Below are 26,972 nucleotides of genomic sequence, written 5' to 3' on the forward strand. Positions count from 1 at the left end.
GGGGACTCGAACCCCTGTTACCGCCGTGAAAGGGCGGTGTCCTAGGCCACTAGACGAAGGGGACACACGTACAACATTCACTCCCTACCGCGTTTCGCTGTGTGCTTTACGCTGTAAGTGGCGCGCATTCTATGGATGGATTGAGAGGTCGTCAACCCCCAGATATAAATTTATTTAAATCAATGACTTCGCCCTGCTTTGGACGCTGAATACGGCTTTTTGCTCGCCCGGTGTTTGACGCCTATATTCTGACACCCGCCAAGACGTTATAGTCCACCCAAGCAACAGATGATGGCAATGTGCACCTCGCACACGATTACTTATATAAGCAGGGTTGCGGTCGATACAGGCATAAGCCCGTTCGTTTCAACCCGTCGAGCGGCCCTATGCGCTCCCCTGCCAAGCCACTACACTCGCACGCGAATCCCATAAAGAGGTCTTACCGGTGACACCACTCATGATCACCCTGCTAGTCGTAGCCGGGATCGCACTATTGATCGCCATTGGGTACATGAACCATGTGGTGGAAAACAACAAACTGGAAAAGGCCCGCACCAAGATTGAACTCAACGACCGCCTGCGTCGCTGTGGTGAAATTACCGAAACGTTCCCTGGCCAGTTGATGACACCGGCACTCAAGCTGCTGTTGACTCGCCTGGAGCTGAACGTCTGCCAGCGCCTGTTGAACATGGAAAAATCCAGCGCCAACCTCAAGGTGCGGATCAGCGAACTGAACACCCTGGTTGCGCAGGGCGAATCGATCCCGGTCAACAACCCGCCGGCACCGATCCAGACCGAAGCCAAAGCCAAGGATGTACGCTTCCTGCTCGAGGCCCTGCACGGGCAGATCACCCGCGCGGCACAGGACGGTTTTCTGCCGACCAACGAAGCCAAACGCTGGATCCGCGAAGTTCGCCACATCCTCGTCCTGTTGCACATCGAATTCTTCAACAACCTCGGCCAGCACTCCTTGCAACAAAACCAGCCTGGTCAGGCTCGACTGGCGTTCGAACGTGGCGTGCAATACCTGCGCAAACAGCAGGAACCTCAGGTCTACGCCGAACAACTGGAATACCTGGAAAAGCTCCTGGCCCGCGCAAATGCACAAGTCATGGACAACATTGCACCGGCTGAAGGCGAAGTGAACCAATTGACCGAAGGCCTCAAAGACGTCGAGGCGGATGCGGACTGGAAGAAGAAAGTGATTTACGACTGATCAGAATTGTTGAGAAGAAACCACCTGAAGAGGTGGTTTTTTTTGCATTGAATTTGATGGGCAGTTACATCCGGAAAAAATGATCGGCTGTCAGGCCGCCATCGCCGGCAGGCCAGCTCCCACAGGGGTTCCGGGTACATCCATGAGAACAGGTCGGCTGTCAGGCCGCCATCGCTGGTGGGCGAGCTCCCACAGGGGTTCCGGGTATATCCACGAGAACAGGTCGGCTGTCAGGCCGCCAAGTTCCAAAGCGTCAAAGCCTGAAATGCCCGACCATCCCCTTCAACTCAACCCCCAACTGCGCCAGCTCGATACTCGACGCCGCATTCCCCTGCATCGCCAATGAAGACTGATCAGCACTCGCACGAATACTGGTCACACTGCGATTGATCTCCTCAGCCACCGAACTCTGCTCCTCGGCAGCCGCTGCAATCTGCTGGTTCATCTGCTGAATCAACGACACCGCCGCCGCAATACTGCCCAAGGCACTTTCGGTCTGAAGCGCATCACTGACCGCCATCTTCACCAACTCGCCACTGCTCTGGATCTGATGCACCGACGACTGCGCTGCCGAACGCAAGGCGCTGACCAGTCGTTCGATCTCTTCAGTCGATTGCTGGGTCCGCTTCGCCAGGGCCCGCACTTCATCAGCGACCACGGCAAACCCCCTGCCCTGCTCGCCGGCCCGTGCCGCCTCGATGGCCGCGTTCAGTGCCAACAGGTTGGTCTGCTCGGCGACACTCTTGATCACGCTGAGCACCGTGCCGATATTCTGGATTTCCGCACTCAAGCTTTCGATGCTGGAACTAGCCGAGGACGCCGAGTCTGCCAACTGTTCGATTCGCGCCATGCTCTGGCGCACTACCACCTGGCCACTTTCGACCTTGTCGTCCGCCATCTGCGCAGCCTGGGCAGCTTCTTCCGCGTTACGTGCAACGTCGTGCACGGTAGCGGTCATCTGGTTCATTGCGGTTGCGACCTGCTCGGTTTCTTCCTTCTGACTGCTGACTTCAAGATTGGTCTGCTCGGTCACCGCCGACAACGATTGCGCCGAACTGGCCAACTGCTCGATGCCCGCCTGCAAACCACTGACAATGCTGCTAAGCCCCGCGCCCATTTGCTGCATGGCCTGCATCAGCTGGCCGATCTCATCCCGGCGGGTCACTTCGACCGTTGCACTCAAATCGCCTGCGGCAATCTGCTGAGCGACACGAATCACACTGCGCAACGGCCCTACGATCAATCGGGTAATCACCCACGCCGCGATCAGCCCGACCAACAAGGCCAAGGCCGATGAACCGATAATCAGCAGCGAATTCTTTTTCAGCTCGGCCTGCATCGAATGGTCTTCGGCGACATAGGCCTGATCCACCCGCTCTACTACCTGCGCGGCGCGCTGATTCAGCTGTTCATAGACGGTTTTTTCCTGCGCCAGCAGGCCGGTGTACTCGGCAAGTTTTTCGCTGAAACCGCCAATGTGCCCGACCACCTCATTGAGGACAGTCTGGTAACCCTCATCCTTGACCGTGGTTTTCAGTTGCTCGGCCTGAACCAGCGCCTGATCGGCCTGCTCGATCTTGCCTTGGCCGGCACTGTCGTCACCCTTGCGGCTCTGGTCCAGACGCACGCGCGCTTCGTTCATGGCTTGCAACATCAGCCGCGATACCTGGCTGACCTGATTGGCCTGTTCGATGAACTGGCTACCGTCCTTGCCCTCGGACTCCTTCAAGGAATAAGCGCCATCGTCGGCGAGACCGGCCTGCAGCACATCGAGGTTGTTGGCCACGCTGGACACCGACCAACTGGCCATCTCCAGCGCCAGATCCTTGGCCTGACTCAGCGAGACAAACTCGTCAAACGCCTTGCGGTAAGCGCCCAACGATTGCTCGACGTCGTTCATCACCGGCACGTTGGCCGGTGATTGCGCCTTGAGCTGGTTCGCCAGAACGACAAGGCCTTCAACGCCCTCGTGCAACGCAGTGACGATTTTCGGGTTGCCGTGCAAGGCGTATTCCTGCTCGAGCAGTCGTACCTTGAGCAGGCCACTGTTTAGCGACGACATCTGCTTGAGCCCGTCGAAACGCTGGCTGATGGTTTGCAGGGACCATACGCCAATGGCCGCCACCAAGGCTGTCAACAGCAGCACCAGCAGAAACCCGACACCCAGTTTTTTTGCCATACCGAGGTTGGCAAAACGTCCTTGCACGGCCGAAATCATTGCACTTAGTCCCCTGACATAGTCTGTTAACGCAGATTCGCAACGGGCCTGTATCAACACAAGTCTCTGGCGTCGGAATAATGGCAAAAAGCTACGCCAACGTCGTTTTCAGAACGCTTGAGGTCGATCCGAAGCGGTGGCCTGAAAAAATGCCCGGGCTCGCGGATCACAGGCATAGGCCACATTGATACGCTGCCAGGCATGGGTCTCACCGGTGGGGCTGAAGGCTGTCGCAGAAGACAGCAGGACACCATAGCGCCGAGCCTGTGTCCGCACGTGAGCGTAGTCGGACTTGCGCGATCGCGCCCAGATGAACAAGCCGCCGACGGGGTTGCCGAAGACCTCCCACTCGGCGTCTTCCAGCATCTGCAATGCGGCCTGTCGATCACTGCTCAAACGCTGTCGCAGCCGCAGTACCATTTTGCGATAGGCACCGCTCGCCAACAGGCAGGCCAGCACCGACTCGCAAAAACCGGAAGAGCCCATGCTGCTGATCCTCTTGACCTCGGCCAACCTTGAAATGACTTCAGCGCCAGCCACGACAAACCCGACCCGCAACGAACTGCTGAGGATCTTGGAGTAACTGCCGAGGTAAATCACATTGTCATCGGTCTCCAGGGCGGCGAGCCGCGCGCCCGGGCCGCTGTGCAAATCCGCGTAGACATCGTCTTCGATCACCAGCGTGCCATGGGTTTTCGCCAGTTGCAGGACCCGCTCCGCCACCGCCGGCGCCAGACTGCTGCCCGTCGGGTTGTGATAGAAGCTGTTGATGAACAATGCCCGGGGCTTGTTCTCCCGCAGCAGTACCTCGAGCGTTTCGATGTCCGGCCCGCGTGGTGTGCGCGGTACTTCAAGCATGTTGACACCACGAAGCCTCAGCAGCTCGAACAGCAAGGAATAACCGGGACTTTCCACCACCACACAATCACCTGGCTTGAGCAAAGTGCGCACGATCAGGTCAAGCCCCTGACTGGCGCCCGCCGTTGTCATGATTCGGCTTTCTTCTGCGACGATATCCAGCAGCCTCAGGCGCTTGAGAATTTGCTGACGCAGCGCCCGCGAACCCTGCGGCGTGCTGTAGTTGAACAGCGCAGCCATGTCAGTGCGACTGACCTGACGGATCGCGTAGATCAGGTCGTCGGTTTCACGCCAGCTTTCGGGAAGCCCGCCCCCCCCTAATTGCAGTTCCCTGCCGCTGCCGCGCGGATTGATCTCTGCACCCTCGGACCAAGGCAAGTCCGCAGCGATCAGCGCCGGGGTTGCGACGATGAAGCCCGCGCCATGACGCGGCACCAGCATGCCTTGAGCTACCAGGCGCTCGCAGGCTTCAACGACGCTGGACTGACTGAGCAAATTGACCCGTGCGATTTGCCGCGCCGAAGGTAATCGCGTCCCCGGTTCCATCTCGTTCTGACGCAGCCAGCAAGCCAGCGCGTCGACGATTTGCTGTACGACCGGCACCATTGCCTGTCGATCGATTCTCAATTCCATGAGCAAGCAAACTCCTGTTCGTTTGGCGGAAAACAGTTAATCACAGCAGCGCAGGATGGGCTGTGCGACAACGCCGCCAAAACTCATGGTTCTAACCATTTGAAACACATTGCCCGAGCCATTCCCGAGGCAAAAAAAACCCGCACACGTGCGGGTTTTCTTGCGTGGCATTGTCCGGCTTCAGAACGCCGTGACCCCACCATCCACCGCCAGCGAATGACCGGTGGTGAACGCGGCACCGTCGCTGCACAGGTACAGCACGGCACTGGCGATTTCTTCAACCTTGCCGATGCGACCCACCGGGTGCATGGCGTTGGCGAATTCGCCCTTCTTCGGGTCCGCTTCATAGGCACGGCGGAACATGTCGGTGTCGATCACCGCCGGGCATACCGCGTTCACGCGAATCTTCTTCTTGGCGTATTCGATCGCCGCTGATTTGGTCAGGCCGATCACCGCGTGCTTCGACGCCGCATAAATGCTCATCTTCGGCGCAGCGCCGAGGCCAGCCACCGAAGCGGTATTGACGATCGCGCCACCGCCCTGAGCCAGCAGCAACGGCAGCTGATATTTCATGCACAACCAGACGCCTTTGACGTTGACGCCCATGATCGCGTCGAATTCGTCGACCGTGCCTTCGGCCAGTTTGCCTTTCTCGATTTCGATGCCCGCATTATTGAAGGCATAGTCGAGACGGCCGTAGGTATTCACCACCTCGTCCATCAGATTTTTTACATCGCTTTCCAGGGTGACGTTGCAGCGCACGAAGGTCGCTTCGCCGCCCGCCGTGCGAATCAGCGCCACGGTGCCTTCACCACCTGCCGTATCCATGTCGGCCACCACCACTTTCAACCCTTCGGCGGCGAACGCTTGGGCGGTCGCGCGGCCGATACCATTGGCGGCGCCCGTGACTACAGCGACCTGGCCGGAAAACGTCATGCTCATTGTGATGCCCTCGAAGAGAAGAATTCGCAGGTTAGCGTGCGGCCAGTCTAGCCACAGGCACGCCCCTCGCGGCAGCACTATCAAAAGCCCGGTTAAGTGACCATGAGTTGCAGTGATAGAACCGCCACACTGACTATCACTGCACTGGATCGAGGTGCATTCGCCGCATCAGCCAAACTTGCGGGGCGGTCCATGAAGGTCTATCAACAAGGCTTCATTCATCTTGAGTGCCTGTCATGACTACCCAGACCAATCGCCAGTTCCTGCTCGCCAAACGTCCGGTGGGCGCGGCGACCCGCGAGACATTTACCTATCAGGAAGTACCGGTCGGCGAACCGGCCGCGGGTCAGATCCTGGTCAAAAACGAATACCTGTCCCTGGACCCGGCCATGCGTGGCTGGATGAACGAGGGTAAGTCCTACATCCCGCCGGTCGGTATCGGCGAAGTCATGCGCGCACTGGGTGTAGGCAAAGTCGTGGCGTCCAACCATCCGGGGTTTGCGGTCGGGGATTACGTCAACGGCGCCCTGGGTGTGCAGGATTACTTCCTCGGCGAGCCGCGAGGCTTCTATAAAGTCGATCCGACACTGGCGCCGCTGCCACGTTACTTATCCGCGCTGGGCATGACCGGGATGACGGCCTACTTCGCCCTGCTCGATGTCGGCGCACCGAAGGAAGGTGAGACCGTGGTGCTGTCGGGTGCTGCGGGAGCGGTGGGCAGCATCGCCGGGCAGATTGCCAAGATCAAAGGTTGCCGCGTGATCGGTATCGCGGGCGGCGCGGACAAGTGCAAGTTCCTGATCGACGAACTGGGTTTTGACGGCGCCATCGACTACAAAAGCGAAGACGTCGCCGCCGGCCTCAAGCGCGAATGCCCGAAAGGGGTGGACGTGTATTTCGACAACGTCGGCGGCGACATTCTCGACGCCGTGCTAAGCCGTCTCAACCTGAAGGCGCGGGTGGTGATTTGCGGCGCCATCAGCCAGTACAACAACAAGGAAGCGGTCAAAGGGCCGGCCAACTATTTGTCGCTGCTGGTAAACCGCGCACGCATGGAAGGCTTTGTGGTGATGGACTACGCCGCGCAATTCGCCGCAGCCGGGCAGGAAATGGCCGGGTGGATGGCCAAGGGGCAGCTCAAGAGCAAGGAAGATATTGTTGAAGGGCTGGAGACGTTCCCGGAGACGCTGATGAAGTTGTTCAGCGGCGAGAATTTCGGCAAGTTGGTGTTGAAGGTTTAACGCACTACCTGACGGCAACAATACCCTGTGGGAGCGAGCTTGCTCGCGATGACGGACTGGCATTCACAACCAATGCTGAATGTTATGGCCCCATCGCGGGCAAGCCCGCTCCCACAGGTTTAGCGGCGTTTAGGCGATTTCGGCTACTACGGCAGCCAACGCCTTGGCCGGATCCGCCGCCTGGCTGATCGGACGGCCGATCACCAGATAATCGGAACCGGCATCCAACGCCTGACGCGGCGTCAGAATGCGGCGCTGATCGTCCTGAGCGCTGCCCGCCGGGCGAATACCCGGGGTCACCAGTTGCAGCGACGGGTGAGCCGATTTCAAGGCCTGGGCTTCCAGCGCCGAGCACACCAGACCGTCCATCCCGGCTTTTTCCGCCAGCGCAGCCAGGCGCAGCACTTGCTCCTGAGGCTCGATGTCCAGACCGATACCGGCCAGGTCTTCACGCTCCATGCTGGTCAGCACGGTCACGCCAATCAGCAGTGGTTTCGGGCCGGTGCGCTGATCGAGTACTTCACGGCAAGCCGCCATCATGCGCAGACCGCCGGAGCAGTGCACGTTGACCATCCACACGCCCATTTCCGCTGCGGCTTTTACCGCCATGGCCGTGGTGTTCGGGATGTCGTGGAACTTGAGGTCCAGGAACACTTCGAAACCTTTGTCGCGCAAGGTGCCGACGATTTCCGACGCGCAGCTGGTAAACAGTTCCTTGCCGACTTTGACCCGGCACAGTTTCGGGTCCAACTGGTCGGCCAGCTTCAGTGCGGCGTCACGGGTGGGGAAATCCAGGGCGACGATGATAGGAGTCTGGCAGACGGACATGTGCGGGCTCTCAGGCAGGACGAAATCGGCGCGCATTGTAGCGGAACCAGCGCGGCTGCGGGACCCGATGATCGGTAAATCGTCGTCGGCGCTCAGCCAAGACTAGCCCTTTCGCCGATTGTGTCGAGACCGATACACACACGACACGCCCGCAACACCCTTCCCCGCTACCCTCGGCAGCCGCAACACGTCCTTACAGCACTTCCCGCCTCCGGGCCGGACGCCTATGCTGAAGCCACAACCTCGCAGCCCATCTTTGTGGTTGGCAGCCTACCTGGCAGATGAACGCACGCATGCACAACACCCACGCCCCTGTGAACGACGATCAAAAAGCGCCCGGCGACGACAAACGCTGGAGCATTCGCGCCCTGATCGTCGACGATGACGTCCCGATCCGCGAACTGATGATCGACTACCTGGCCCGGTTCAACATCCACGCCAGTGGCGTCACCGATGGCGCGGCCATGCGCCTGGCGCTGCAAGCGGAACATTTCGACGTGGTGGTGCTCGACCTGATGCTGCCCGGCGAAGACGGTCTGTCGCTGTGCCGCTGGTTGCGCGCCGAATCGGACATTCCAATCCTGATGCTCACCGCGCGTTGCGAACCCACCGACCGGATCATCGGCCTGGAACTGGGTGCCGACGATTACATGGCCAAACCGTTCGAGCCGCGAGAACTGGTGGCGCGGATTCAGACCATTCTGCGTCGGGTGCGCGACGACCGCACCGAACAGCGTGCGAACATTCGCTTCGACAATTGGCGCCTGAACAGCGTGCTGCGCCAGTTGATTGCGGCGGATGGCCTGGTGGTGCCGCTGTCCAACGCCGAATTCCGTTTGCTGTGGGTGTTCATCGAACGTCCGCGCCGAGTGCTCAGCCGCGAACAGTTGCTGGACGCGGCACGCGGTCGCTCGATCGAAGCCTTTGATCGCAGCATTGATTTGCTGGTTTCACGCCTGCGCCAAAAACTCGGGGACGACCCGAAAGCCCCACAGTTGATCAAAACCGTTCGCGGCGAGGGTTACCTGTTCGACGCACGAGACATCGGCTGATGCGTGCGCGCTTCGATACGCTGTTCGGTCGCCTGTTTGGCGTGCTGCTGTTGGCGATCATCCTGGCGCATCTGCTCGCGTTTGCCTGGTTTCACCATTACGGCCCACCTCCGCCGCCGCCACCGCCCGAGTTCTCCCAAGGTGTCGACGGACAACGCCCACCGCCGGACGCGCGTTTCGACAACCGACCACCGCGACCCTGGTTCGGTGGGCCGCTGGTGCCACTGACATTCCAGCTGATTTCGCTGATCATTGCCGCCTGGTACGGCGCCAAACTGCTGACCCGGCCGATCCAGCGCCTGAGCGACGCCGCCGAGCGCCTCAGCGAAAACCTCGACAGTCCACCACTGGATGAGTCCGGTCCACGGGAGGCCAGGCAAGCGGCCTACACCTTCAACCTGATGCAAAAACGCATCATCGAACAGATGCAGCAGCGCTCGCGAATGCTCGGCGCGGTTTCCCATGACCTGCGTACGCCGCTGTCACGCCTCAAGCTGCGGCTGGAACAGATCGACGACGACAGACTGCAAGGCCAGATGCGTCAGGATTTGGACGACATGATCAGCATGCTCGACGCCACCCTCACCTACCTGCACGAGCAGCGTACCAGCGAGGCACTGCAGTGGATGGACGTGCAGGCGCTGGTCGAATCCTTGAGTGAAAACGCCCAGGACCAGGGTTGCGATGTCCAGGCCAGCGGCCATTGCGCACCGTTGCAAGTGCAGCCGATGGCCTTGCGCTCGTGCCTCAACAATCTGCTGGATAACGCGCTGCGCTATGCCGGGCAGGCGCAAATCGCGCTTGAAGACAATCGCGAACATCTGGTGATCCGGGTCATCGACCACGGACCGGGGATTGCAGCAGATAAACGTGAAGCGGTGTTTGAACCGTTCTTCCGTCTGGAAGGTTCGCGCAACCGCAACTCCGGCGGTGTCGGTCTGGGCATGACCATTGCCCGCGAGGCGGCTGAACGGCTGGGTGGTCAATTGACGCTGGAAGAGACCTCCGGTGGCGGTTTGACCGCAGTGATCCGCTTGCCCCGCGCCTGAGCCTTACATCTATCTCCTTGTGGGAGCGAGCCTGCTCGCGAAAGCGGTGGGTCAGTCACTATCAATGTTGAATGCTCAACCGCTTTCGCAAGCAGGCTCACTCCCACAGGATCTGTGGCAAACATGGGATCTGTGTGTACCACTCGGTACAAACCCCACACACCCAGGACAACTTGCTCCTTGAGGCTGCATAAGCCGGTGCACCCACCGGTTTTCCATTCCAGGGAGTGAGCCCAATGATCGGTAGCGTCAGCAACTACACGAGCTATACCAGCACCAGCAGCACCACAACCAACAATGCTCGCAGCCAGCAATTCCAGAAAGAATTGCTCACCAGGCTCGACACCAACAGCGACGGTTCGGTAGATCAGGACGAGCTCACCAGCGCTCTGTCACAGAAAACCGAGGACGGTCTGCTGGTCAGCCTGAGCAAGAATTTCGCCGACCTGGACAGTGACGACAGCGGCAGCCTGAGCAGCGAAGAAATGGCCGCGATGGCGCCACCGCCAGCGCGGCCGCGTGATCAGGCACCAAACACCGAACTGGCCGACGCGCTGATCAGCGCACTGGACGCCGACAGTGACGGTGCCATCAGCAGCGATGAACTGAACAACGGCCTGACCAGCGCCGGCAGCAGCGCCGACAGCACAGAGATCTTTTCGGCGCTGGACAAAAACGAAGACGGCGTCGTCAGCAAGGATGAACTCACCGCCAGCCTCGCTCCGCCACCACCGCCGCCGCAACAGGCGTCCAGCGACGAATTGTTCAGTCAACTCGACGCGAACAGCGACGGCAGTGTCAGCGACAGCGAATTGAGCAGTGCGTTGCAGGCGAGCAGCACTTCAACCACCAGCAGCGACACCAGCGCCGCGTTGCTCAAGGTGCTGGACAGCGACAGCAGTGGCGGCGTCAGCAGCGACGAGTTGGAAGCCGCGCTGCAAGCCGGTCGCGAGAAAAACAGCAACAGCGCCACCGATCAGGTGAACGTGACTGAAGCGCTGAACAAAATGATCGCCAACCTGAGCAAGCAGTACTCGCTCGACAAGGTGGCGACGGTGGGCAAGTACCTGAACGTCACAAGCTGACCCTGCAGGAGCCGGCTTGCCGGCTCCTGCAATGATGGTGTTCACGGTCGGCGATCTTCCACCCGCGCCTGACTCTTGCTCCAGTCGGTCAACAGGCTATAGGCCACGGCCAGCAACGTCGGCCCGATAAACAGACCGATGAACCCGAATGCGATCAGCCCGCCAAACACGCCCAACAGCACGATCACCAACGGCAAATTGCCGCCGCGACTGATCAGGTAAGGCTTGAGCACGTTGTCGACGCCACTGATGATGAACGTCCCCCAGATCCCGAGGAACACGGCCATCCCGTACTCACCTTTCCAGGCGAGCCACGCCGTGGCGGGAATCCACACCAAGGGTGGCCCCATGGGAATCAGGCTCAGCAAGAAGGTGACGATGCCCAGCACCAACGCGCCAGGCACCCCGGCAATCAGGAAGCCGATCAGCGCCAACACCGCTTGCGCCGCCGCCGTCCCGATCACACCGTTCACCACCCGCTGCACCGTCCCCGCCACCAGTTCGATGTAGTAACCAGCACGATCACCGATCAACCGTTGCAGCAGCCCATGGACAAACGCTGCCAGACGCGGCCCGTCCCGGTAGAAAAAGAATACGAACACAATGCTGAGTGTCAGCTCGAGAATGCCGCCGCCAATCTGTGCACTACGCGCCAGCAACCAGTTGCCGACCTGTCCCAGATAAGGTTTGAGCGACACCATCATCGCCGCGCCCTGCTGATCGATGCTGTTCCAGATCACCACCAGACGCCCGCCTACCAAAGGAATACTGCCCAGCCAGGTGGGCGCTTCAGGCAAGCCATCCATCTGCACGTCCTTGATGAACGCCGTGGCGTCGCGCACATGGTCCGCCAGGTTGAAACCCAGCCACACCAGCGGCACCGCCACCAGCAACATCCAGCCGAGAGTCAGCAATGCCGCCGCCAGAGATTCTCGCCCATTGAGCCAACGGGTCAGCAAACGCATCAGTGGCCAACTGGCGAACGCCAGCACCGCGCCCCAGAACATGGCCGACCAGAACGGAGCCATCACCCAGAGGCTCGCGCCAAACAGCACCAGGAGCAGGATCTGCACCAACAGCCGATCGTTATTGATCATCCACGTCTCGAAAAAAGTCAGTCAGCCAATAGAGTAGGCGAACGCGGCAAGCACGTTCGCCTGCCACAGCTTACCGCAACAGCTCGATGTGCAGGCCAGAGCCTTCGACGCTACCGGTTTCCATCCTGGCCGTCCGCACGCCCTGGCCGATCAGGGCCTGACGCCAGGCTTCGGCCTTCGGCCCGGAAACACTGACCCGCAACGTGGTGTCCAGATTCAGTCCACGAGAGATCAGGCGCAACCAGGTATCGTCAGGATCACCGGTCAGCTTGGGAAAATCGAGCTCACCGGTGCTTTTGAGCTCTCGAAGCAAGGTGGCGGAAGTCGGCAGCAAATCACCCAACGGTGCGGCGGCGTCGAATTGCTCGACGTGCAGATAGGCTTTGCGGTTGCCGCGAGTGATGCTGTAAAGCGCCACCAGGGTGTTGTCCCGCGGCGCCGCCAGACGCAACAGCAAATACGCCTGCTGATCGTCGGCCCCATAGAGCTTCGCGTTGCCGAAAACCTCATTGGCCCACAGGCTGCTCTCGCCACAATCACGGGCCTGGCACCAGAACAGCAACTGGGCGTCCTGCTTCTGCAAGGCTTCCCGAGCGGCAGTGAAGGCTTCGGTGGAGGAATGCTCCGCAGGCAGCTCGTAGGTCACCGAGGTGGTTTGGCCGCGGGCGCTGACCTGACCGTCGAAGCGCAACTGCCCGCTGATCTTGCGGATCGAACCCAGCGGGTAGATCCGCTCGAATTCAGCCGGCGGGCGATAGTCGACGATCTGCGAATCGGCCAGCCGCGGCACGATCGGCAGGTCCTGACTGCCCGGCACATCGGCGGCAAACAACAAAGGACTGAAACAACACAGGGCCAGCAGGCTGATGGAGCGCATGGAAAGACTCATCGGATCAGCATGGCCTGGGCACCCTTGACGACGCTGGCATCGTCAATGCGTTCGGGCACCAGCAACCCTCGTTGCACCGCCGGGCGCGCCTCCATTGTCGCCATCCAGCGTTGCAAGGCCGACAAGCCGTCCACTGCTACCCCGGACCACTCGTGACCGCGGACCCACGGATAGGTCGCGATGTCGGCAATGCTGTATTCACCCGCCAGGAACTCTACGTCTTGCAGGCGCGTGTCGAGCACTTCATACAGGCGACGGGTTTCATGCTGATAACGGTCAATGGCACCCTGGAGCTTTTCCGGAAAGTAACGGAAAAATACGTTGGCCTGGCCCTGCATCGGACCGATTCCACCCATCTGGAACATCAGCCACTGCAACACCACCGAACGCCCCTTCGGGTCCTTGGGCAACAGCTTGCCGCTCAGTTCTGCCAGATAAATCAGGATGGCGCCGGATTCGAACACGGCAAAATCGCCGTTGGCGCGGTCGACAATCGCCGGGATCCGGCCATTGGGGTTGATCTTGAGGAAGTCCGCGGACTTCTGTTCCTTTTTGTCGAAACTCAGGGCGTGCACCGTATAGGGCAGGCCGAGTTCCTCGAGCACGATAGAGACCTTGTGGCCATTCGGGGTCGCAGCGGTGTAGAGATCTATCATGGTTGTCTCCCATTTCAACCCGACCAGCCTCGACAGTTGCCCGACGCAAGTCAAGGAGCGGCGAAGAACCGATTGAAACAGTCTGCGACAAGGTCGGCACCGGGTTCGTCATTCAGGTGCAAATGATGACCGCCAGGCAGCTGTTCACGGCTAAAGGGTAGACGGTCCAGCAACTCTGGATGTTTGGCGAGCATGCCGTCAGCGGCGACGACCAGCAGTGCAGGACAACTGACGCGCTGGACGAAGGCCATGGCTTGTTCGGTGGTAAGACGCAGCGGCGATGGCAGCGTCAGACGGTTATCGGTACGCCAGGTGTAACCGCCCGGCACCGGCATCAAGCCGCGTTGCGCCAGTAATTCGGCAGCTTCGCGACTGACCGCTACCAGGCCTTTCATGCGCGCTTCGATGGCGCGATCAAGGGTGGTATAGACCGGTTTGCGTTTCTCCTGCAGATCCAGTTGCGCTTGCAGGGCCATGCCCATGCGCTCGGCAGCGTTTTCGCCTTTGTCTGTAGGAGGAATGATGCCGTCGATCAAGGCCAGGTGCGTGACCCGCTCAGGAAGCGACCCGGCGATGATCAACGAAGCGATCGCCCCCATGGAGTGTCCCATCAGTGCGAAACGCTTCAAGCCAAGCTGTTCGGCAACTTGCAGCACGTCATGGGCGTAATCCCACATCGCGTAACCGGCACCCGCTGGACGATGCCCGGAATGACCGTGGCCGGCCATGTCCAGCGCGATGATGCGCAACCCCTTGAGCTTCGGTGCCAGCCGGGCAAAGCTGTTGGCGTTGTCCAGCCAGCCATGCAAGGCAATCACCGGCAAACCGTCCTCGGGGCCGAACAAGTGCGCTGCCAGCTCAATATGCGGCAGGCTCAGGCGAACTTCTTCGACGGTATGGCTCATGCACAATCCTGCTGATGGCGAGCGTCCCAGCGGCTGAACAGGTTTTTCAGCAGCGTGGCGGTGTCTTGGGGACGTTCGAGAGGAAACATGTGGCCGCCGGGCATGGTCAGGAATTCACCCAACGGCATGCGTCCGACAGAACTGGCGTGATGGCGCATCACCACGCGGCTTTTGTGCCCGCGCACCACCGCCAGCGGCACTTTCAATTGCCGTGCGCGACCGGGGCTGGTGTGGGGCACGCCCCGGTAGATGCTGATTTCCGTGGCGGGGTCGAAACGCAGACGCAGTTTGTCGCCGACCTTATGCAAACCGTGTTGCAGGTAAGCATCAAAACATTCCGGATCGAAACCGCGGAACAGGGTTTTATCGGCGAAATAACGCCGGGCACTCTCGATATCGGCGAACTCTTCGCGCCGCCCCAGCGTACGACCGGCCGGGGTCAGGCGGTCGATAAAACCGAAACGTTTGGCGGCGCGGATCACCCATTGATCGGTGCGGGTCAGCACCGGCGAATCGAGCATCACCACGCCGCGATACAGCTCGGGACAGCGCAACGCCGCGTGTAGATGCAGCACGCCACCGAAGGAGTGGCCTACACCCCACACCGGTTCCGCCTGTTGCTTGAGGTGATGAATCAGCTCGTCCACCAGGTTGTGCCAGTTGTCATCCGCCGGGAAACGCGGGTCATGGGCATGCTGCTGCAAATGGGCGACCTGATACTCAGGCGCCAACGCCGCGAACAGCTTGCCGTAGGTCCCCGAGGGAAACCCATTGGCGTGGGCGAAAAATATCTGCTGCGACATACCGGCAAATCCATAAGCGAGAACAGGCGTTGATTGTCCGTAAGACGACGTCCCGCAGCAATGACCGTAACTGCCAGGAAAGATGACAGTCCGGTCATGCCGGTGTTTCAGGGAACCTGGCCAGATCCCTCAACAGAACGGGCCGTCAATCAACGGGCCGGCGGGTTCTCCCCCAACGGTACCACCGCCATGGTCAACCGCGACACACAACTGGCCTTGCCCTCATCGCTGGTCAGCCGAATGTCCCAGACATGCGTCGTGCGCCCGATGTGAATCGCCTTGGCCACCGCCGTCACCCGTCCGCTGCGCAATCCACGCAAATGGTTGGCGTTGATCTCAAGGCCCACGCAGTAAAATTTGCTGGCATCGATGCACAGATAACTGGCCATGGAACCGACCGTTTCGGCCAGCACCACCGAAGCACCGCCGTGCAGCAAGCCATAAGGCTGGTGAGTGCGATGATCGATGACCATGCTTGCCGTCAGGGATTCTTCGTCGAAGGCTTCAAAGCGGATATCCAGCACTTCGCCGATGGTGTTTTTCTGGATTGCGTTCAACTGCTCGATGTTGGGAGTGGTACGCCACAAACTCATTGCACACATCCTTTGTTGGTTTTATTCGTGACTCAATCCTGCCACAGCACCGCTTCGCTGCGCTCGCTCCATTCTTCGAACCGGGGCCCATAAGCCGCTTCGATCACATTGCGCTTGATCTTCAGGGTCGGCGTCAGGAAGCCGTTTTCCACGGCCCAGCTGTCTTTGACGACAACCAGCCGACGCAGCCGCTCATGTTTATCGAGGGCGCCGTTGACCTCTTCGAGAAGTTTTTCCAGGCTTGAATGCAGGCCTGCACGCGCGGTTCCACCGGCGTCCTGCTGCCCGACCGCCGAGAGCACGCACAACCCCAGCGGCGCGCTCAACCCATCGCCGACTACACAGACTTGTTCGATGCGTGAATGCACGGCCAAACGATTCTCGATCGGCGCCGGCGCCACGTACTTGCCTTTGCTGGTCTTGAAGATTTCCTTCAGGCGTCCGGTCAGGCGCAAATAGCCTTCGGCGTCCTGTTCGCCCTTGTCACCGGTGCGCAGGAAACCGTCCTCGGTGAGGGTGTCGGCGGTTTTTTCCGGCTCCTTGAAATAGCCGAGCATGGTCGCGCCACTGCGCACCATGACTTCGCCCGATTCGGCGATCCGCACTTCAACCTCCGGGCAGGGCTTGCCGATCCAGCCCGGCTTATTGTCGCCGGGCCGGCCGATGTGGGAATAGCCGCAGCTCTCGGTCATGCCGTAGACCTCCAGCACGTCCAGTCCGAGTTTGCGGTACCACAGCAACAACGTCTGCGGCACCGGCGCCGCGCCGGACAACGCGACGCGCAAGGCGTCCAGCCCGAGCCCGGTGAGCACTTTGTGCCCTACTCGCTTGCCGATGAAGGGCAGCCCAAGCAGGAAGTCGAGGCGTTTGGCCGGGATCTTGCCATACACGCCCATCTGGAATTTGGTCCAGATACGCGGCACGCCGAACAGCGCGGTCGGCCGCGCCCGCTGCAAATCAGTAAGAAAGGTGTCGAGGCTCTCGGCAAAGAATACGGTTTGCCCGGTATAGATCGACGCCAGCTCGACGAACATGCGTTCAGCGACGTGGCACAGCGGCAGGTAGGACAGCAACCGATCCGACTCATTGAGGCCGAACAACTGCGTGCCACGGGTGGTGGCAAACCCCAGATTGCCGAAGCTGTGCATCACGCCCTTGGGCATGCCGGTGGTGCCGGAGGTGTAAATGATGGTCGCCAGTTGCTCGGCGCAGGGCTGGGGGTCGTCCTGAATCGGTGAGCAGGCTTGCAGGTCGGCCCAGCTGAAATCGAAGTTGCCCGGTGGGTGCAACGGCAGGCTGATGGTCGGCAGGTCGGGGCTGACGCCGCGGGACATGCCCGGCCAGTCATCGAGTTTGCCGATGAACGCCAGCGCCGCTTCGGAGTGTTCGAGAACTTGCGCGACGGACTCTGCGGTGAGGTTCGGGTACAACGGCACCGACACATGCCCGGCCATCCAGATCGCCAGATCGGCGATGATCCAGTGTGCGCAGTTTTTCGAGATCAGGGCGATGTGGCTGCCTTGCGGCAGTTCCCGGGCGCGCAGCCAGTGCGCGGCGCAACGGGCCTGGTGACCGACGTCTTCCCAGGTCAGGGTTTCGACCTGGCCACCGCCCGTGGGCTGAACCAGAAAGCGCTGGCGGGGATGACGGGCTTCGCGCTCGTAGAAGACGTCCAGCGGCAAACGAAAAGCAGCAGACATGCGACTCGCTCCTTTATTTTTGGTCTGGAGCAAGCGTAGTCAACCAAGCGGTTGCTTGGTTGACTATTTCATTACAAAAAATCAGTAACGCCGCCGCCCCTGTGGGTGCGTGGCTTGCCCGCGGTGTATCAGGGAAACCGAGTAGATATCATCGCGGGCAAGCCACGCTCCCACAGTAGAACGAGGGTACCTGAGGCTACGGGTGCTTGATGCCGTTGAGCTTCATCGCGCCCGCCAGCGGCAAATCACCCTCCAGTTCCGCCAGGCCGGCGGTTTTCACCGCTTCGGGTTGTTGTACATGACCGTGTTGCAGGTAACCCAGCAAATTGCCCACCAGTGGGTTATGGCTCACCAGCAACGCGTAATCCACCGACACCAATTGCTCTGCCACCGCTTGCGGGCGGTTATCGGGGGTCAGCCATTCGACGGTGCGAATGTCCGGCTGAAAACCCAGTGCTTCACGCACCAGCTCGGCCGTCTGCTGAGCACGCAGATAAGGACTGGCATAGATAGCCGTGATCGGCTGACCGATCAGCTCGGCAGCACTGCGCAGCGTCTCTTCACGACCGTGGGCGGTCAGTGCCCGTTCGGAGTCCGGACGCGAGCCGTAAGGCTCGGCCTCACCATGACGCAATACCCAGAGTTTCATAGCTTGGGTTCCTCATCTCGGACCGGATGCGGTGCAGGCGCCACGACGTGGGGCGCTTCACCTTCCGGTGTACGCGGCGTCGGCCAGTCGGCGAACGGCCAGGGTTTCTGGTCGCTATGAAACGTGCCGAAACGACCGATCTGCGCCAGGAACTGGCTCAGGCTGTCGCCGAAATTCATCAGGCTGGCGCTCGGGGCGCCATAGAACAAACGATAGATCAGTTGCACCAGCACCACGGCGCCGAGGATGAACTGCGCCACCTGCCAGACCAGCAGGAAGACGATCATCCACAACACCCGCAGCAGGATGGATTCGTACTTGGCTTCTGTTTTCGGATCGTTCATGTGCAACTCCCTGCTTTTCTGGAAAGCGTGATCAGTTGAAACCGCTGGTGGAAATAAAGTCGACGTCGGTTTTCGGTTCGCCGCGCATCAGTAATTCAATCACCTGATTCAGCGTGCGCCCTTCGAACAGAATCGCGTGCAGCCCGGCGACCAGCGGCATGTACACGCCCACTTCCTGGGCCTTGGCCTTGAGCACTTTCAGGGTATTGACGCCTTCCGCGACCTCGCCCAGCCGCGTCACCGCGTCTTCCAGGCTCAAACCCTGGCCGAGGGCGAAGCCGACTTGATAGTTGCGGCTCTTGGGCGACGAACAGGTCACGATCAAATCACCCACCCCCGCGAGCCCCAGGAACGTCATCGGGTTGGCCCCCTGATTCACGGCAAAGCGAGTCATTTCCGCCAGCGCCCGGGTGATCAGCATGCTCTTGGTGTTTTCGCCCATGCCCAGCGCCACCGCCATGCCGGCGATGATCGCGTAGACGTTTTTCAGCGCCCCGCCCAACTCCACGCCGAAGCGGTCGGCGCTGGCGTACACGCGAAAGGTACGGCCGTGCAGCGCTTCCTGAACCCGCTGGCAGAGTTCTTCGTCTTCGCTGGCGACCACGGTGGCAGTCAGCGCGTGTTCGGCGATTTCACGGGCCAGGTTCGGCCCGGACAGCACACCGATGCGCGCTTGCGGAGCGATCTCTTCGAGGATCTCGCTCATCAGTTTAAACGTGTGGGCTTCGATGCCTTTGGTCAGGCTGACCAGCAGCTTGCCGCTCAAGCGTTCGGCGTGCGGGGCCAATACCGCGCGCAGTGCGCTGGACGGCAGCGCAACGAAACACAGGTCGCAAGCCTCCAGTGTGGCTTGCAGGTCCGTAACCGCTTCCACTCCCGGAAGAATCTTGATGCCTTTGAGGTAACGCGGATTCTCGCGATTGACCCGAATGGCCTCGGCTTGCTCGGGGTCACGCATCCACTGCCGGACCTGATGCCCGTTCTCGGCCAGCAGATTAGCCACGGCGGTACCAAAACTTCCGCCTCCCAGGACCGCAATTGGGCGCTGTTCAGTCATATGCAATCCGTTAATCCATACCAGTGGCGATGTCGGCATTATACGGAGCGGCCCAGTGGCGACCAGCCCTCGCGTCAATTACCGACACTTGTAGAAAGAAGACTGATAAAACCGAGGAAAATGCCGGCATCGTGACTGAAAAAGTCGACCCGCTCGGTTAACATGCGCGCCCGTCAATCGCTATCAAGGATGTGTTGTGTCGTTTGGCCCCGCTGCACCTCGCTCACCGCTGGTTCTGGCGCTGATATTCAGCCCGCCATTGCTGGCCGACGACCTGTTTCTCGACAACGAGCCGCTGCCGCAAGTGCTGACGGCTACGCGTCTTAAACAGTCGCCGGCGGAAGTTCCGGGAAGCATGACGGTGATCGACAGCGAACTGATCAACGCCAGTGGTGCCCGCGACATCAGCGAATTGCTGCGACTGGTGCCGGGGATGATGGTCGGCAATATCAGCGGCAATCAGGCGACGGTGAACTATCACGGCACCAACGCCAGCGAAGCGCGGCGCATGCAGGTGCTGATCGACGGCCGCTCGGTGTACCGCGCCGGCCTGGCCACGGTCGACTGGAGCGACATTCCGGTGGCCATGGAAGACATCGAGCGCATAGAGGTTTTCCGCGGCCCGAACACGGTCAGCTATGGCGCCAATGCGTTGATGGCAGTGGTGAACATCATTACCCGCAACCCGGCGGACAGCCACGCTACGCGGCTCAAAGTCACCCGTGGCCAGCGCGGCATCGATGACTTTTACGCCAGTCAGGGTGTGGATTGGGACGGTGGCGACCTGCGCCTGTCGCTGTCCGGCCAGCAGGACGACGGCTTTGACTCGGACCGCAGCGGCGCCGATTACCGCGACAGCCGCCGCTTGAACCGCTTCAACCTCGCCGTCAGCCAGACGCTCAACGAACAGCAAAGCCTCGATTGGCAATTGAATGCCAAGGACGGGAGCAACCAGCGGCCTTATACCTACCGCCCGGTGTTCTCGGGGATTACCGCCGCCGGGAACAATTCCGACGTCGTGGCCAAGGACTACGCCGGCTCCCTGCGCTGGAGCCTCGATGTAAATCCTGATCACAGCCTTTATATTCAAGGCTCGGCCCAGCATTGGGATCGTCAGCAGACCTGGCGCGCCTGCGACGCCGAGGTCTCGTTCAGCCCTGAACTGACCGAGCTCTGGCAGCTCAATCCGAATTACACCGAACGCCTGGCGCGCAACATTGAGCGTTACGTCGGCTCCGGCGCACCCTCCGGCACGTCGGCGGAACAGGCCTTGGCCAATAGGGTGCTAGACCAGTGGCGCAACGGCGCCCGACAAACCCTGTGCGGAGACATCGACCAAAGCACCCGCGAATCGCGCTACGACCTCGAACTGCAAGACACCCTCAGCCTGTCCGACAGTCTGCGACTGGTCAGCGGCCTGAACTATCGTTACGACCGGGCAGATTCCGAGACTTACTTCAATGGCACACTCGACGACACGACGTGGCGCGCGTTCGGCCAGCTCGAGTGGCGCGCCAGCGACCACTGGTTGCTACAGGGCGGTGCGATGTTCGAAGACACGCAATTGATCGGCAGCTCGCTGACGCCGCGAATGGCGGTCAACTACCTGATCACGCCTCGCCACGGTTTGCGCGCGGTGTATTCGCAAGCCATCCGCTCGCCGGACATGTTCGAGAACAACGTCAACTGGAGTTACCGGGTGACCAACCTGCAACCCGCTGCCTATGGCCAGAACAGCGCTCGTTACTTCGTCAGGACCCGCGGCCCCGGCAATCTCGACCAAGAACACATGCGTTCACGAGAACTGGGCTACAACGGCTACTTCGCCGAATGGGGACTGGCGGTGGACGTGAAGGTGTTTCACGACGAAATCACCGGCATGATCAGCGAGCCGCTGCGCAACAATCAGTACATCGCCAGTAACGGCAACCGCTCGCGTTTCACCGGCACGGAAACCCAGCTCGACTGGCGCCTGAGCAGTGCCGACCGCTTGCGCCTGACTTACGCCTACGTCGATGCCGAGGCGAGCAATCCGCTGGATGCGCAACAGACCGCGCGCAACAGCGGCTCCGCCGGCTGGCTGCGCGATTGGGGCCACGGCTGGAACAGCGCGCTCTTCTACTATGGTGACGACGCGTTGAACGGCTATCGCTTCGAGCGGGTCGACACGCGCATCGCCAAGCGCATTGGCCTGGGCAAAGCCAACCTGGAACTGGCCGGCGTGCTTGCGCAGCGCCTCGACAATCAGCCCTCGACGTTCATCGACAACCGCTACGACCAACGGCGAGTGCTCTACTTCAGCGCGGAGATGGCGTTCTAAATGTTGCGCTCTCTATCACGGATGATGCCAAACCCTGGCCTGCTGCTGGCCGGGTTGTGCCTGGTGGTTGCCGGGGGGTTGGGCAGCCTCTCGGCCAGCGCTGCCGAGATTCTGCTGGCCGGTGCCGACGACAGCGCGGGCATGCAGTCTTTCGCCCAGGCCCTGAGCGACTTGCGCCCGGCTGACAACGTGCGCTTTCAGCCACTGGCCAATCTGCCGACGCCGGACAAATTGCCCGACGGCACCCGGTTGATTCTGCTGGACCTGCCGAGTCTCGACTGGCGCCTGCAAGACACCCGAGGCCCGGCGACGTTGGTGCTGCGCATCAGCCGGCTGCAAGCCCGCCAACGCCTCGGCGCGAACTTGCCGGCACATTTGAGCCTGTTGTGGAGCGATCCACCGCTGGATCGGCAATTGCGCCTGACCCGAATCCTATTGCCTGAGGTCAAACGGGTCGGGGTGCTTTACGACAGCCACAGCGAATTTCTCTTGGACGAACTGCGCGAGATCGCCAGGCCCCTGGGTTTGGAAATCGTCACCGAGCGCTGGGACAACACCCATGACAGCCGACCGTTGCAGGCGCTGCTGAAAAACAGTGACGTGCTGCTGGGCCTCGACGATCCCGACCTGTACAACCCCAAAACCGCGAAAAACCTGCTGCTCAGCAGCTACACACGGCAAGTCGCGCTGATCGGTCCCAACGCCGGGTTCGTCAAGGCCGGAAGCCTGGCCAGCACCTACAGCGATCAGAGCGACTGGCTGGCGATTCTCGACGATCTGCTCGACCAGCCACCGGCCACCTGGCCGCGCACGCACTACGCCAATCGCTTCAAAGTATTGAGTAACCCGCAAGTGGCTCGCTCTTTAGGTATTGAACAGATCAATGAAGCGTTGGTCGCAACACAGTTGGCCGAAGGAGAAAGCCGCCCATGACTTTTCATCGTCGTTGGGACATCAACACGCGAACCCAGATCATCAGCCTCGGCCCTGCCCTGCTGCTGACCTTGCTGCTGATCAGCTTCTTCACCTTCGTGCGGATCCAGGACCTGCGCCAGGAGCTCAATCACACCGGTCAACTGATCGCCAACCAACTGGCGCCGGCCGCCGAATACGGGGTAATTTCCGGCAACAACGAGGTGCTTGAAAGTTTGCTCAAAGCCACCCTGGCGACACCCAATGTGCGCTTTCTGGAAGTCCAGGACAGCGCCAACCGGATTCTGGTGTACGTCGAGCACCCCTCGGAAACCCACACCCGCTCGCAACAGGTTGAAGTGTTCCAGGCGCCGGTGCGCTTGCAACGCATCGCGCTGCACAATGATTTCTTCCAGGGCAGTAAAGCCGCCATCACCGTCCCCTCCGAGGATTATCTGGGCCGGGTCATCGTCGGTCTGTCGAATGACGCCTTCAACAAGCGCCAACAGGAAATCCTCTTCAAGGCCGGCATCCTGGCGTTGTTTGCGCTGCTATTTACCTTCCTGATCGCCCGGCGCCTGGCCGGCAGCCTGTCGCAGCCGATCCGCGACATCGGCAACGCGGTCAAGGCGATCCAGAGCGGTGACTACAAAACGCCGCTGCCGATTGTCGACGACACCGAACTCGGCGCGCTGTCGCAACACATCAACAACCTCGCCAGCGGCCTCGAACAGGCCAGCCGCGAACAGCATCAGGCGATGGCGCAGTTGATCCAGACGCGCGAAGAAGCGGAAAAGGCCAACAACGCCAAGTCGGATTTCCTGGCGATGATGAGCCACGAACTGCGGACACCGATGAATGGCGTGCTCGGCATGCTGCAACTGCTGGAAACCACCGACATGACCGAGGAGCAGGTCGAGTACGCGGCGCTGGCCTCGGAGTCCACCGAACACTTGCTCAAAGTCATCAACGACATTCTCGACTTTTCGCGCATCGAACGTTCGGAGCTGGAACTGGAGCACATCCCGTTCAACCTCGCCGACCTGATCAGCAGTTGCGCCCAGTCCTTCTCGCACAGCGCGGTGCAACGTGGGCTCGACCTGGCGTTGCTGATTCCCGAGGATATGCGTGCATTGCAGGTTCAGGGCGACCCGACACGGATCCGGCAAATCCTGGTGAACCTGGTGGGCAATGCGCTGAAGTTCACCGAGCAGGGACGCATTACCATCGAACCGCAGTGGCAGTCGCTGGATCACGAACTGTTGTGGTTTACCTGCACCGTGCGCGACAGCGGGATTGGTATCTCGGCCGAAAGCCTGGAGCTGATGTTCAACGCGTTCCAGCAGGCCGACAGTTCTATTTCAAGGCGTTACGGCGGCACCGGGCTGGGACTGCCGATCGCCCGCACCCTGGCGGAACGCATGGGCGGCACCTTGCGTGCCCAGAGTGAGGAAGGTCGCGGCTCAGTGTTCACCCTGGAAATCCCGCTGGCCCTGTATAAACAGAAGCTGCCGGTACTGACACCCCGCACACCGACCGGCAGCGGCGATGGTGAAGGGCGCAATGTGCTGTTGGTCGAGGACAACCCGGTCAACCAGACCGTGATCGAAGCAATGTTGCGCAGTCTGGGCTTTACTGTCAGCGTCGTCACCGACGGCGTTCAAGCGGTGCGAAGTGCCGAAAGTCTGATTTTTGAAGCGATTCTGATGGACTGCCGACTGCCGATCATCGACGGCTACGAGGCCACCCGCCAGATCCGCCAATTGCCCGGCTGTACCGACCTGCCGATCATCGCGCTGACCGCCAACGCCTTGCAGGGCGACCGCGAAGCCTGTCTATCGGCGGGAATGAACGATTACCTGGCCAAGCCCTTCAAACGCACTGATCTGCAGCAGATTCTGCAGCGATGGGTGCAGTAGTGCAGGCCTTTCGACCATCTGCGACTGGCGTGAAAGGCGAAAGTGCGGCAGTCTTAGGCACCCGAACAAGCCCGAAATGGGGCTTGAATAAAAATTTCAGTGCACAAGTGTACATTCATGTCCTTGGTGCTGTGACTTTCACCACAACGCAATAGTCTATGAGTAGGCTGCTGACTCGAGGCATGAACGCTTCGATCGGCCGGGAAGATTCGCCCCACCTGCCGCATGGGACTATTGAGGAGCTCGCATGACCAAACAAAACGCCTTTACTCGGGAAGACCTGCTGCGCTGCAGTCGCGGTGAGCTGTTCGGCCCAGGTAACGCGCAACTGCCCGCCCCGAACATGCTGATGGTGGATCGCATCACCCATATCAGCGAAGAGGGTGGCAAGTACGGCAAAGGTGAATTGGTCGCAGAGCTGGATATCACTCCGGACCTGTGGTTCTTCGCCTGCCACTTCGAAGGTGATCCGGTGATGCCGGGCTGCCTGGGCCTCGACGCCATGTGGCAACTGGTCGGCTTCTTCCTGGGCTGGCAAGGCCTGCCGGGCCGCGGTCGCGCGCTGGGTTCGGGCGAAGTGAAATTCTTTGGTCAGGTCCTGCCGACCGCCAAAAAAGTTACGTATAACATTCAGATCAAGCGCGTGCTGAAGGGCAAGCTGAACCTGGCCATTGCCGATGGTTCGGTCAGTGTCGACGGCCGCGAGATCTACACCGCCGAAGGCCTCCGGGTCGGCGTTTTCACCTCCACTGACAACTTCTAAGGGTTATCCGCATGCGCCGCGTCGTTATCACTGGTCTGGGCATCGTTTCGTGCCTGGGCAATGACAAAGAGACCGTCTCCGCTAACCTGCGTGCAAGCCGCCCTGGCATCCGGTTCAACCCGGAATATGCCGAAATGGGTCTGCGTAGCCAGGTTTCCGGCTCCATTGACCTTCCCCTCGAAGAGCTGATCGATCGCAAGATCTATCGCTTCGTCGGCCACGCGGCGGCTTACGCCTACCTGGCCATGAAAGACGCCATCGCCGACTCCGGTCTGACCGATGAGCAAGTCTCCAACCCGCGTACCGGCCTGATCGCCGGTTCCGGTGGCGCCTCCACGCTGAACCAGATGGAAGCGCTGGACATCCTGCGCGAGAAAGGCGTGAAGCGCGTTGGTCCTTACCGAGTGACTCGGACCATGGGCAGCACCGTTTCCGCCTGCCTGGCCACGCCGTTCCAGATCAAGGGCGTGAACTACTCGATCTCCTCCGCCTGCGCCACCAGTGCTCACTGCATTGGTACTGCGGTCGAGCAGATCCAGCTGGGCAAGCAGGACATCGTGTTTGCCGGCGGCGGTGAAGAGGAGCATTGGAGCCAGTCGTTCCTGTTCGACGCCATGGGCGCCCTGTCCACCCAGTACAACGAAACTCCGGAAAAGGCCTCCCGTGCCTACGACGCCAAGCGTGACGGTTTCGTCATCGCCGGCGGTGGCGGCATGGTAGTGGTCGAGGAGCTGGAACACGCTCTGGCTCGCGGCGCGAAAATCTACGCGGAAATCGTTGGCTACGGCGCGACCTCCGACGGCTACGACATGGTTGCCCCAAGCGGCGAAGGCGCCATCCGTTGCATGCAGATGGCAATGTCCACCGTGGACACCCCAATCGACTACCTGAACACCCACGGCACCTCGACTCCGGTCGGCGACGCCAAGGAAATGGAAGGCGTGCGTGCGGTATTCGGTGACAAGGCTCCGGCCATCAGCTCTACCAAGAGCCTGTCCGGTCACTCCCTGGGCGCCGCCGGCGTTCACGAAGCGATCTACTGCCTGCTGATGATGGAAGGCAACTTCATCGCTGGTTCTGCCAACATCGACGAGATGGACCCGGCGGTAGCTGATATGCCGATCCTGACCAAGACCCGCGAAAACGCCACCATCAACACCGTGATGAGCAACAGCTTCGGCTTCGGTGGCACCAACGCGACCCTGGTACTGAAGCGCTGGCAGGGTAAGTAATACCCCGTCGC

24 protein-coding genes and 1 pseudogene are annotated in these 26,972 nt (G+C 60.6%); 10 read left to right on the top strand and 15 right to left on the bottom strand.

Translation table 11 applies throughout. From position 1 onward, the window contains the following. Nucleotides 1-457 precede the first annotated feature (457 nt). Nucleotides 458-1,216, top strand: a complete 759-nt coding sequence (locus Q7W83_RS20970) for a hypothetical protein (RefSeq protein ID WP_191630157.1) — start codon at nucleotides 458-460, stop codon at nucleotides 1,214-1,216. Nucleotides 1,217-1,469: 253 nt separating this feature from the next. Here the strand turns inward: Q7W83_RS20970 and Q7W83_RS20975 are convergent, their stop codons facing one another. The 4 genes and pseudogenes from Q7W83_RS20975 to Q7W83_RS20990 all read right to left on the bottom strand — a co-directional run bounded on the left by Q7W83_RS20975 (nucleotide 1,470) and on the right by Q7W83_RS20990 (nucleotide 5,867). Next, a complete protein-coding gene (locus tag Q7W83_RS20975) occupies nucleotides 1,470-2,351 on the bottom strand; it encodes a methyl-accepting chemotaxis protein (RefSeq protein ID WP_412071010.1) in 882 nt (293 codons plus the stop codon). Next, nucleotides 2,331-3,434 (bottom strand): annotated as a pseudogene (locus Q7W83_RS20980) (HAMP domain-containing protein); the annotation flags it as partial. The pseudogene Q7W83_RS20980 and the gene Q7W83_RS20975, both read right to left, overlap by 21 nt. A gap of 108 nt (nucleotides 3,435-3,542) precedes the next feature. Beyond that, complete coding sequence (locus tag Q7W83_RS20985) at nucleotides 3,543-4,925, bottom strand: aminotransferase-like domain-containing protein (RefSeq protein WP_473656797.1); 1,383 nt, start codon at nucleotides 4,923-4,925, stop codon at nucleotides 3,543-3,545. A gap of 180 nt (nucleotides 4,926-5,105) precedes the next feature. After that, nucleotides 5,106-5,867, bottom strand: a complete 762-nt coding sequence (locus Q7W83_RS20990) for an SDR family oxidoreductase (RefSeq protein WP_150631761.1) — start codon at nucleotides 5,865-5,867, stop codon at nucleotides 5,106-5,108. 236 nt (nucleotides 5,868-6,103) lie between these two features. Between Q7W83_RS20990 and Q7W83_RS20995 the strand changes: the two genes are divergently transcribed. Further along, nucleotides 6,104-7,108 (top strand): NADP-dependent oxidoreductase, encoded by a 1,005-nt coding sequence (locus Q7W83_RS20995; protein WP_150636062.1) that lies wholly within the window; start codon nucleotides 6,104-6,106, stop codon nucleotides 7,106-7,108. Nucleotides 7,109-7,237: 129 nt separating this feature from the next. On the opposite strand, the gene pyrF is transcribed toward Q7W83_RS20995, so the two are convergent. Further along, on the bottom strand, nucleotides 7,238-7,936 hold the full coding sequence (gene pyrF, locus Q7W83_RS21000) for an orotidine-5'-phosphate decarboxylase (protein ID WP_191623683.1): 699 nt from the start codon (nucleotides 7,934-7,936) through the stop codon (nucleotides 7,238-7,240). A gap of 293 nt (nucleotides 7,937-8,229) precedes the next feature. Between pyrF and Q7W83_RS21005 the strand changes: the two genes are divergently transcribed. The 3 genes from Q7W83_RS21005 to xopAW all read left to right on the top strand — a co-directional run bounded on the left by Q7W83_RS21005 (nucleotide 8,230) and on the right by xopAW (nucleotide 11,122). Next, nucleotides 8,230-8,988, top strand: a complete 759-nt coding sequence (locus Q7W83_RS21005) for a response regulator (protein ID WP_008029291.1) — start codon at nucleotides 8,230-8,232, stop codon at nucleotides 8,986-8,988. Next, nucleotides 8,988-10,037 (top strand): sensor histidine kinase, encoded by a 1,050-nt coding sequence (locus Q7W83_RS21010; RefSeq protein ID WP_150634132.1) that lies wholly within the window; start codon nucleotides 8,988-8,990, stop codon nucleotides 10,035-10,037. The genes Q7W83_RS21005 and Q7W83_RS21010 overlap by 1 nt, the downstream gene beginning before the upstream one ends. A gap of 236 nt (nucleotides 10,038-10,273) precedes the next feature. Beyond that, entirely contained in the window at nucleotides 10,274-11,122 is an 849-nt protein-coding gene (xopAW, locus tag Q7W83_RS21015; protein ID WP_473656802.1) for a XopAW family type III secretion system calcium-binding effector, read from the top strand. A 41-nt stretch (nucleotides 11,123-11,163) separates the two neighbouring features. Here the strand turns inward: xopAW and Q7W83_RS21020 are convergent, their stop codons facing one another. The 10 genes from Q7W83_RS21020 to Q7W83_RS21065 all read right to left on the bottom strand — a co-directional run bounded on the left by Q7W83_RS21020 (nucleotide 11,164) and on the right by Q7W83_RS21065 (nucleotide 19,815). After that, entirely contained in the window at nucleotides 11,164-12,219 is a 1,056-nt protein-coding gene (locus Q7W83_RS21020; protein ID WP_150634135.1) for an AI-2E family transporter, read from the bottom strand. A gap of 70 nt (nucleotides 12,220-12,289) precedes the next feature. After that, nucleotides 12,290-13,096, bottom strand: a complete 807-nt coding sequence (locus Q7W83_RS21025) for a DUF4892 domain-containing protein (protein ID WP_150634136.1) — start codon at nucleotides 13,094-13,096, stop codon at nucleotides 12,290-12,292. 8 nt (nucleotides 13,097-13,104) lie between these two features. Next, nucleotides 13,105-13,764 (bottom strand): glutathione S-transferase family protein, encoded by a 660-nt coding sequence (locus Q7W83_RS21030; protein ID WP_150634137.1) that lies wholly within the window; start codon nucleotides 13,762-13,764, stop codon nucleotides 13,105-13,107. A gap of 50 nt (nucleotides 13,765-13,814) precedes the next feature. Further along, the gene (locus tag Q7W83_RS21035) at nucleotides 13,815-14,669 is read right to left on the bottom strand and encodes an alpha/beta hydrolase (protein ID WP_150636066.1); all 855 of its coding nucleotides are present in this window, start codon (nucleotides 14,667-14,669) and stop codon (nucleotides 13,815-13,817) included. Further along, nucleotides 14,666-15,472, bottom strand: coding sequence for an alpha/beta fold hydrolase (locus Q7W83_RS21040; RefSeq protein ID WP_150636068.1), 807 nt, complete (start codon nucleotides 15,470-15,472; stop codon nucleotides 14,666-14,668). The genes Q7W83_RS21035 and Q7W83_RS21040 overlap by 4 nt, the downstream gene beginning before the upstream one ends. Before the next feature lie 149 nt (nucleotides 15,473-15,621). After that, the gene (locus Q7W83_RS21045) at nucleotides 15,622-16,065 is read right to left on the bottom strand and encodes a hotdog fold thioesterase (protein ID WP_150634140.1); all 444 of its coding nucleotides are present in this window, start codon (nucleotides 16,063-16,065) and stop codon (nucleotides 15,622-15,624) included. 32 nt (nucleotides 16,066-16,097) lie between these two features. Beyond that, nucleotides 16,098-17,765, bottom strand: coding sequence for an AMP-binding protein (locus Q7W83_RS21050; RefSeq protein ID WP_473656806.1), 1,668 nt, complete (start codon nucleotides 17,763-17,765; stop codon nucleotides 16,098-16,100). A 196-nt stretch (nucleotides 17,766-17,961) separates the two neighbouring features. Then, nucleotides 17,962-18,414: a phosphohistidine phosphatase SixA gene (gene sixA, locus Q7W83_RS21055; RefSeq protein WP_150634142.1), complete on the bottom strand. Its 453-nt coding sequence runs from the start codon at nucleotides 18,412-18,414 to the stop codon at nucleotides 17,962-17,964. Beyond that, a complete protein-coding gene (locus Q7W83_RS21060; RefSeq protein ID WP_150634143.1) occupies nucleotides 18,411-18,758 on the bottom strand; it encodes a DUF4389 domain-containing protein in 348 nt (115 codons plus the stop codon). The genes sixA and Q7W83_RS21060 overlap by 4 nt, the downstream gene beginning before the upstream one ends. A 31-nt stretch (nucleotides 18,759-18,789) precedes the next feature. Further along, nucleotides 18,790-19,815: an NAD(P)H-dependent glycerol-3-phosphate dehydrogenase gene (locus tag Q7W83_RS21065; protein ID WP_150634144.1), complete on the bottom strand. Its 1,026-nt coding sequence runs from the start codon at nucleotides 19,813-19,815 to the stop codon at nucleotides 18,790-18,792. Nucleotides 19,816-20,011: 196 nt separating this feature from the next. On the opposite strand from Q7W83_RS21065, the gene Q7W83_RS21070 reads away from it, so the two are divergent. The 5 genes from Q7W83_RS21070 to fabB all read left to right on the top strand — a co-directional run bounded on the left by Q7W83_RS21070 (nucleotide 20,012) and on the right by fabB (nucleotide 26,961). Continuing rightward, a complete protein-coding gene (locus Q7W83_RS21070) occupies nucleotides 20,012-22,135 on the top strand; it encodes a TonB-dependent receptor plug domain-containing protein (RefSeq protein ID WP_473656809.1) in 2,124 nt (707 codons plus the stop codon). Further along, a complete protein-coding gene (locus Q7W83_RS21075) occupies nucleotides 22,136-23,068 on the top strand; it encodes an ABC transporter substrate-binding protein (RefSeq protein WP_473656811.1) in 933 nt (310 codons plus the stop codon). After that, complete coding sequence (locus Q7W83_RS21080) at nucleotides 23,065-24,966, top strand: ATP-binding protein (RefSeq protein WP_473656813.1); 1,902 nt, start codon at nucleotides 23,065-23,067, stop codon at nucleotides 24,964-24,966. Before Q7W83_RS21075 ends, Q7W83_RS21080 begins: the two co-directional genes overlap by 4 nt. A gap of 247 nt (nucleotides 24,967-25,213) precedes the next feature. Continuing rightward, nucleotides 25,214-25,729 (top strand): 3-hydroxyacyl-[acyl-carrier-protein] dehydratase FabA, encoded by a 516-nt coding sequence (gene fabA, locus Q7W83_RS21085; protein WP_010211704.1) that lies wholly within the window; start codon nucleotides 25,214-25,216, stop codon nucleotides 25,727-25,729. An 11-nt stretch (nucleotides 25,730-25,740) separates the two neighbouring features. Then, nucleotides 25,741-26,961: a beta-ketoacyl-ACP synthase I gene (fabB, locus tag Q7W83_RS21090; RefSeq protein ID WP_150634148.1), complete on the top strand. Its 1,221-nt coding sequence runs from the start codon at nucleotides 25,741-25,743 to the stop codon at nucleotides 26,959-26,961. Nucleotides 26,962-26,972: the final 11 nt, after the last annotated feature.

The sequence above is a fragment of the Pseudomonas sp. 300 genome (genome assembly GCF_055803035.1).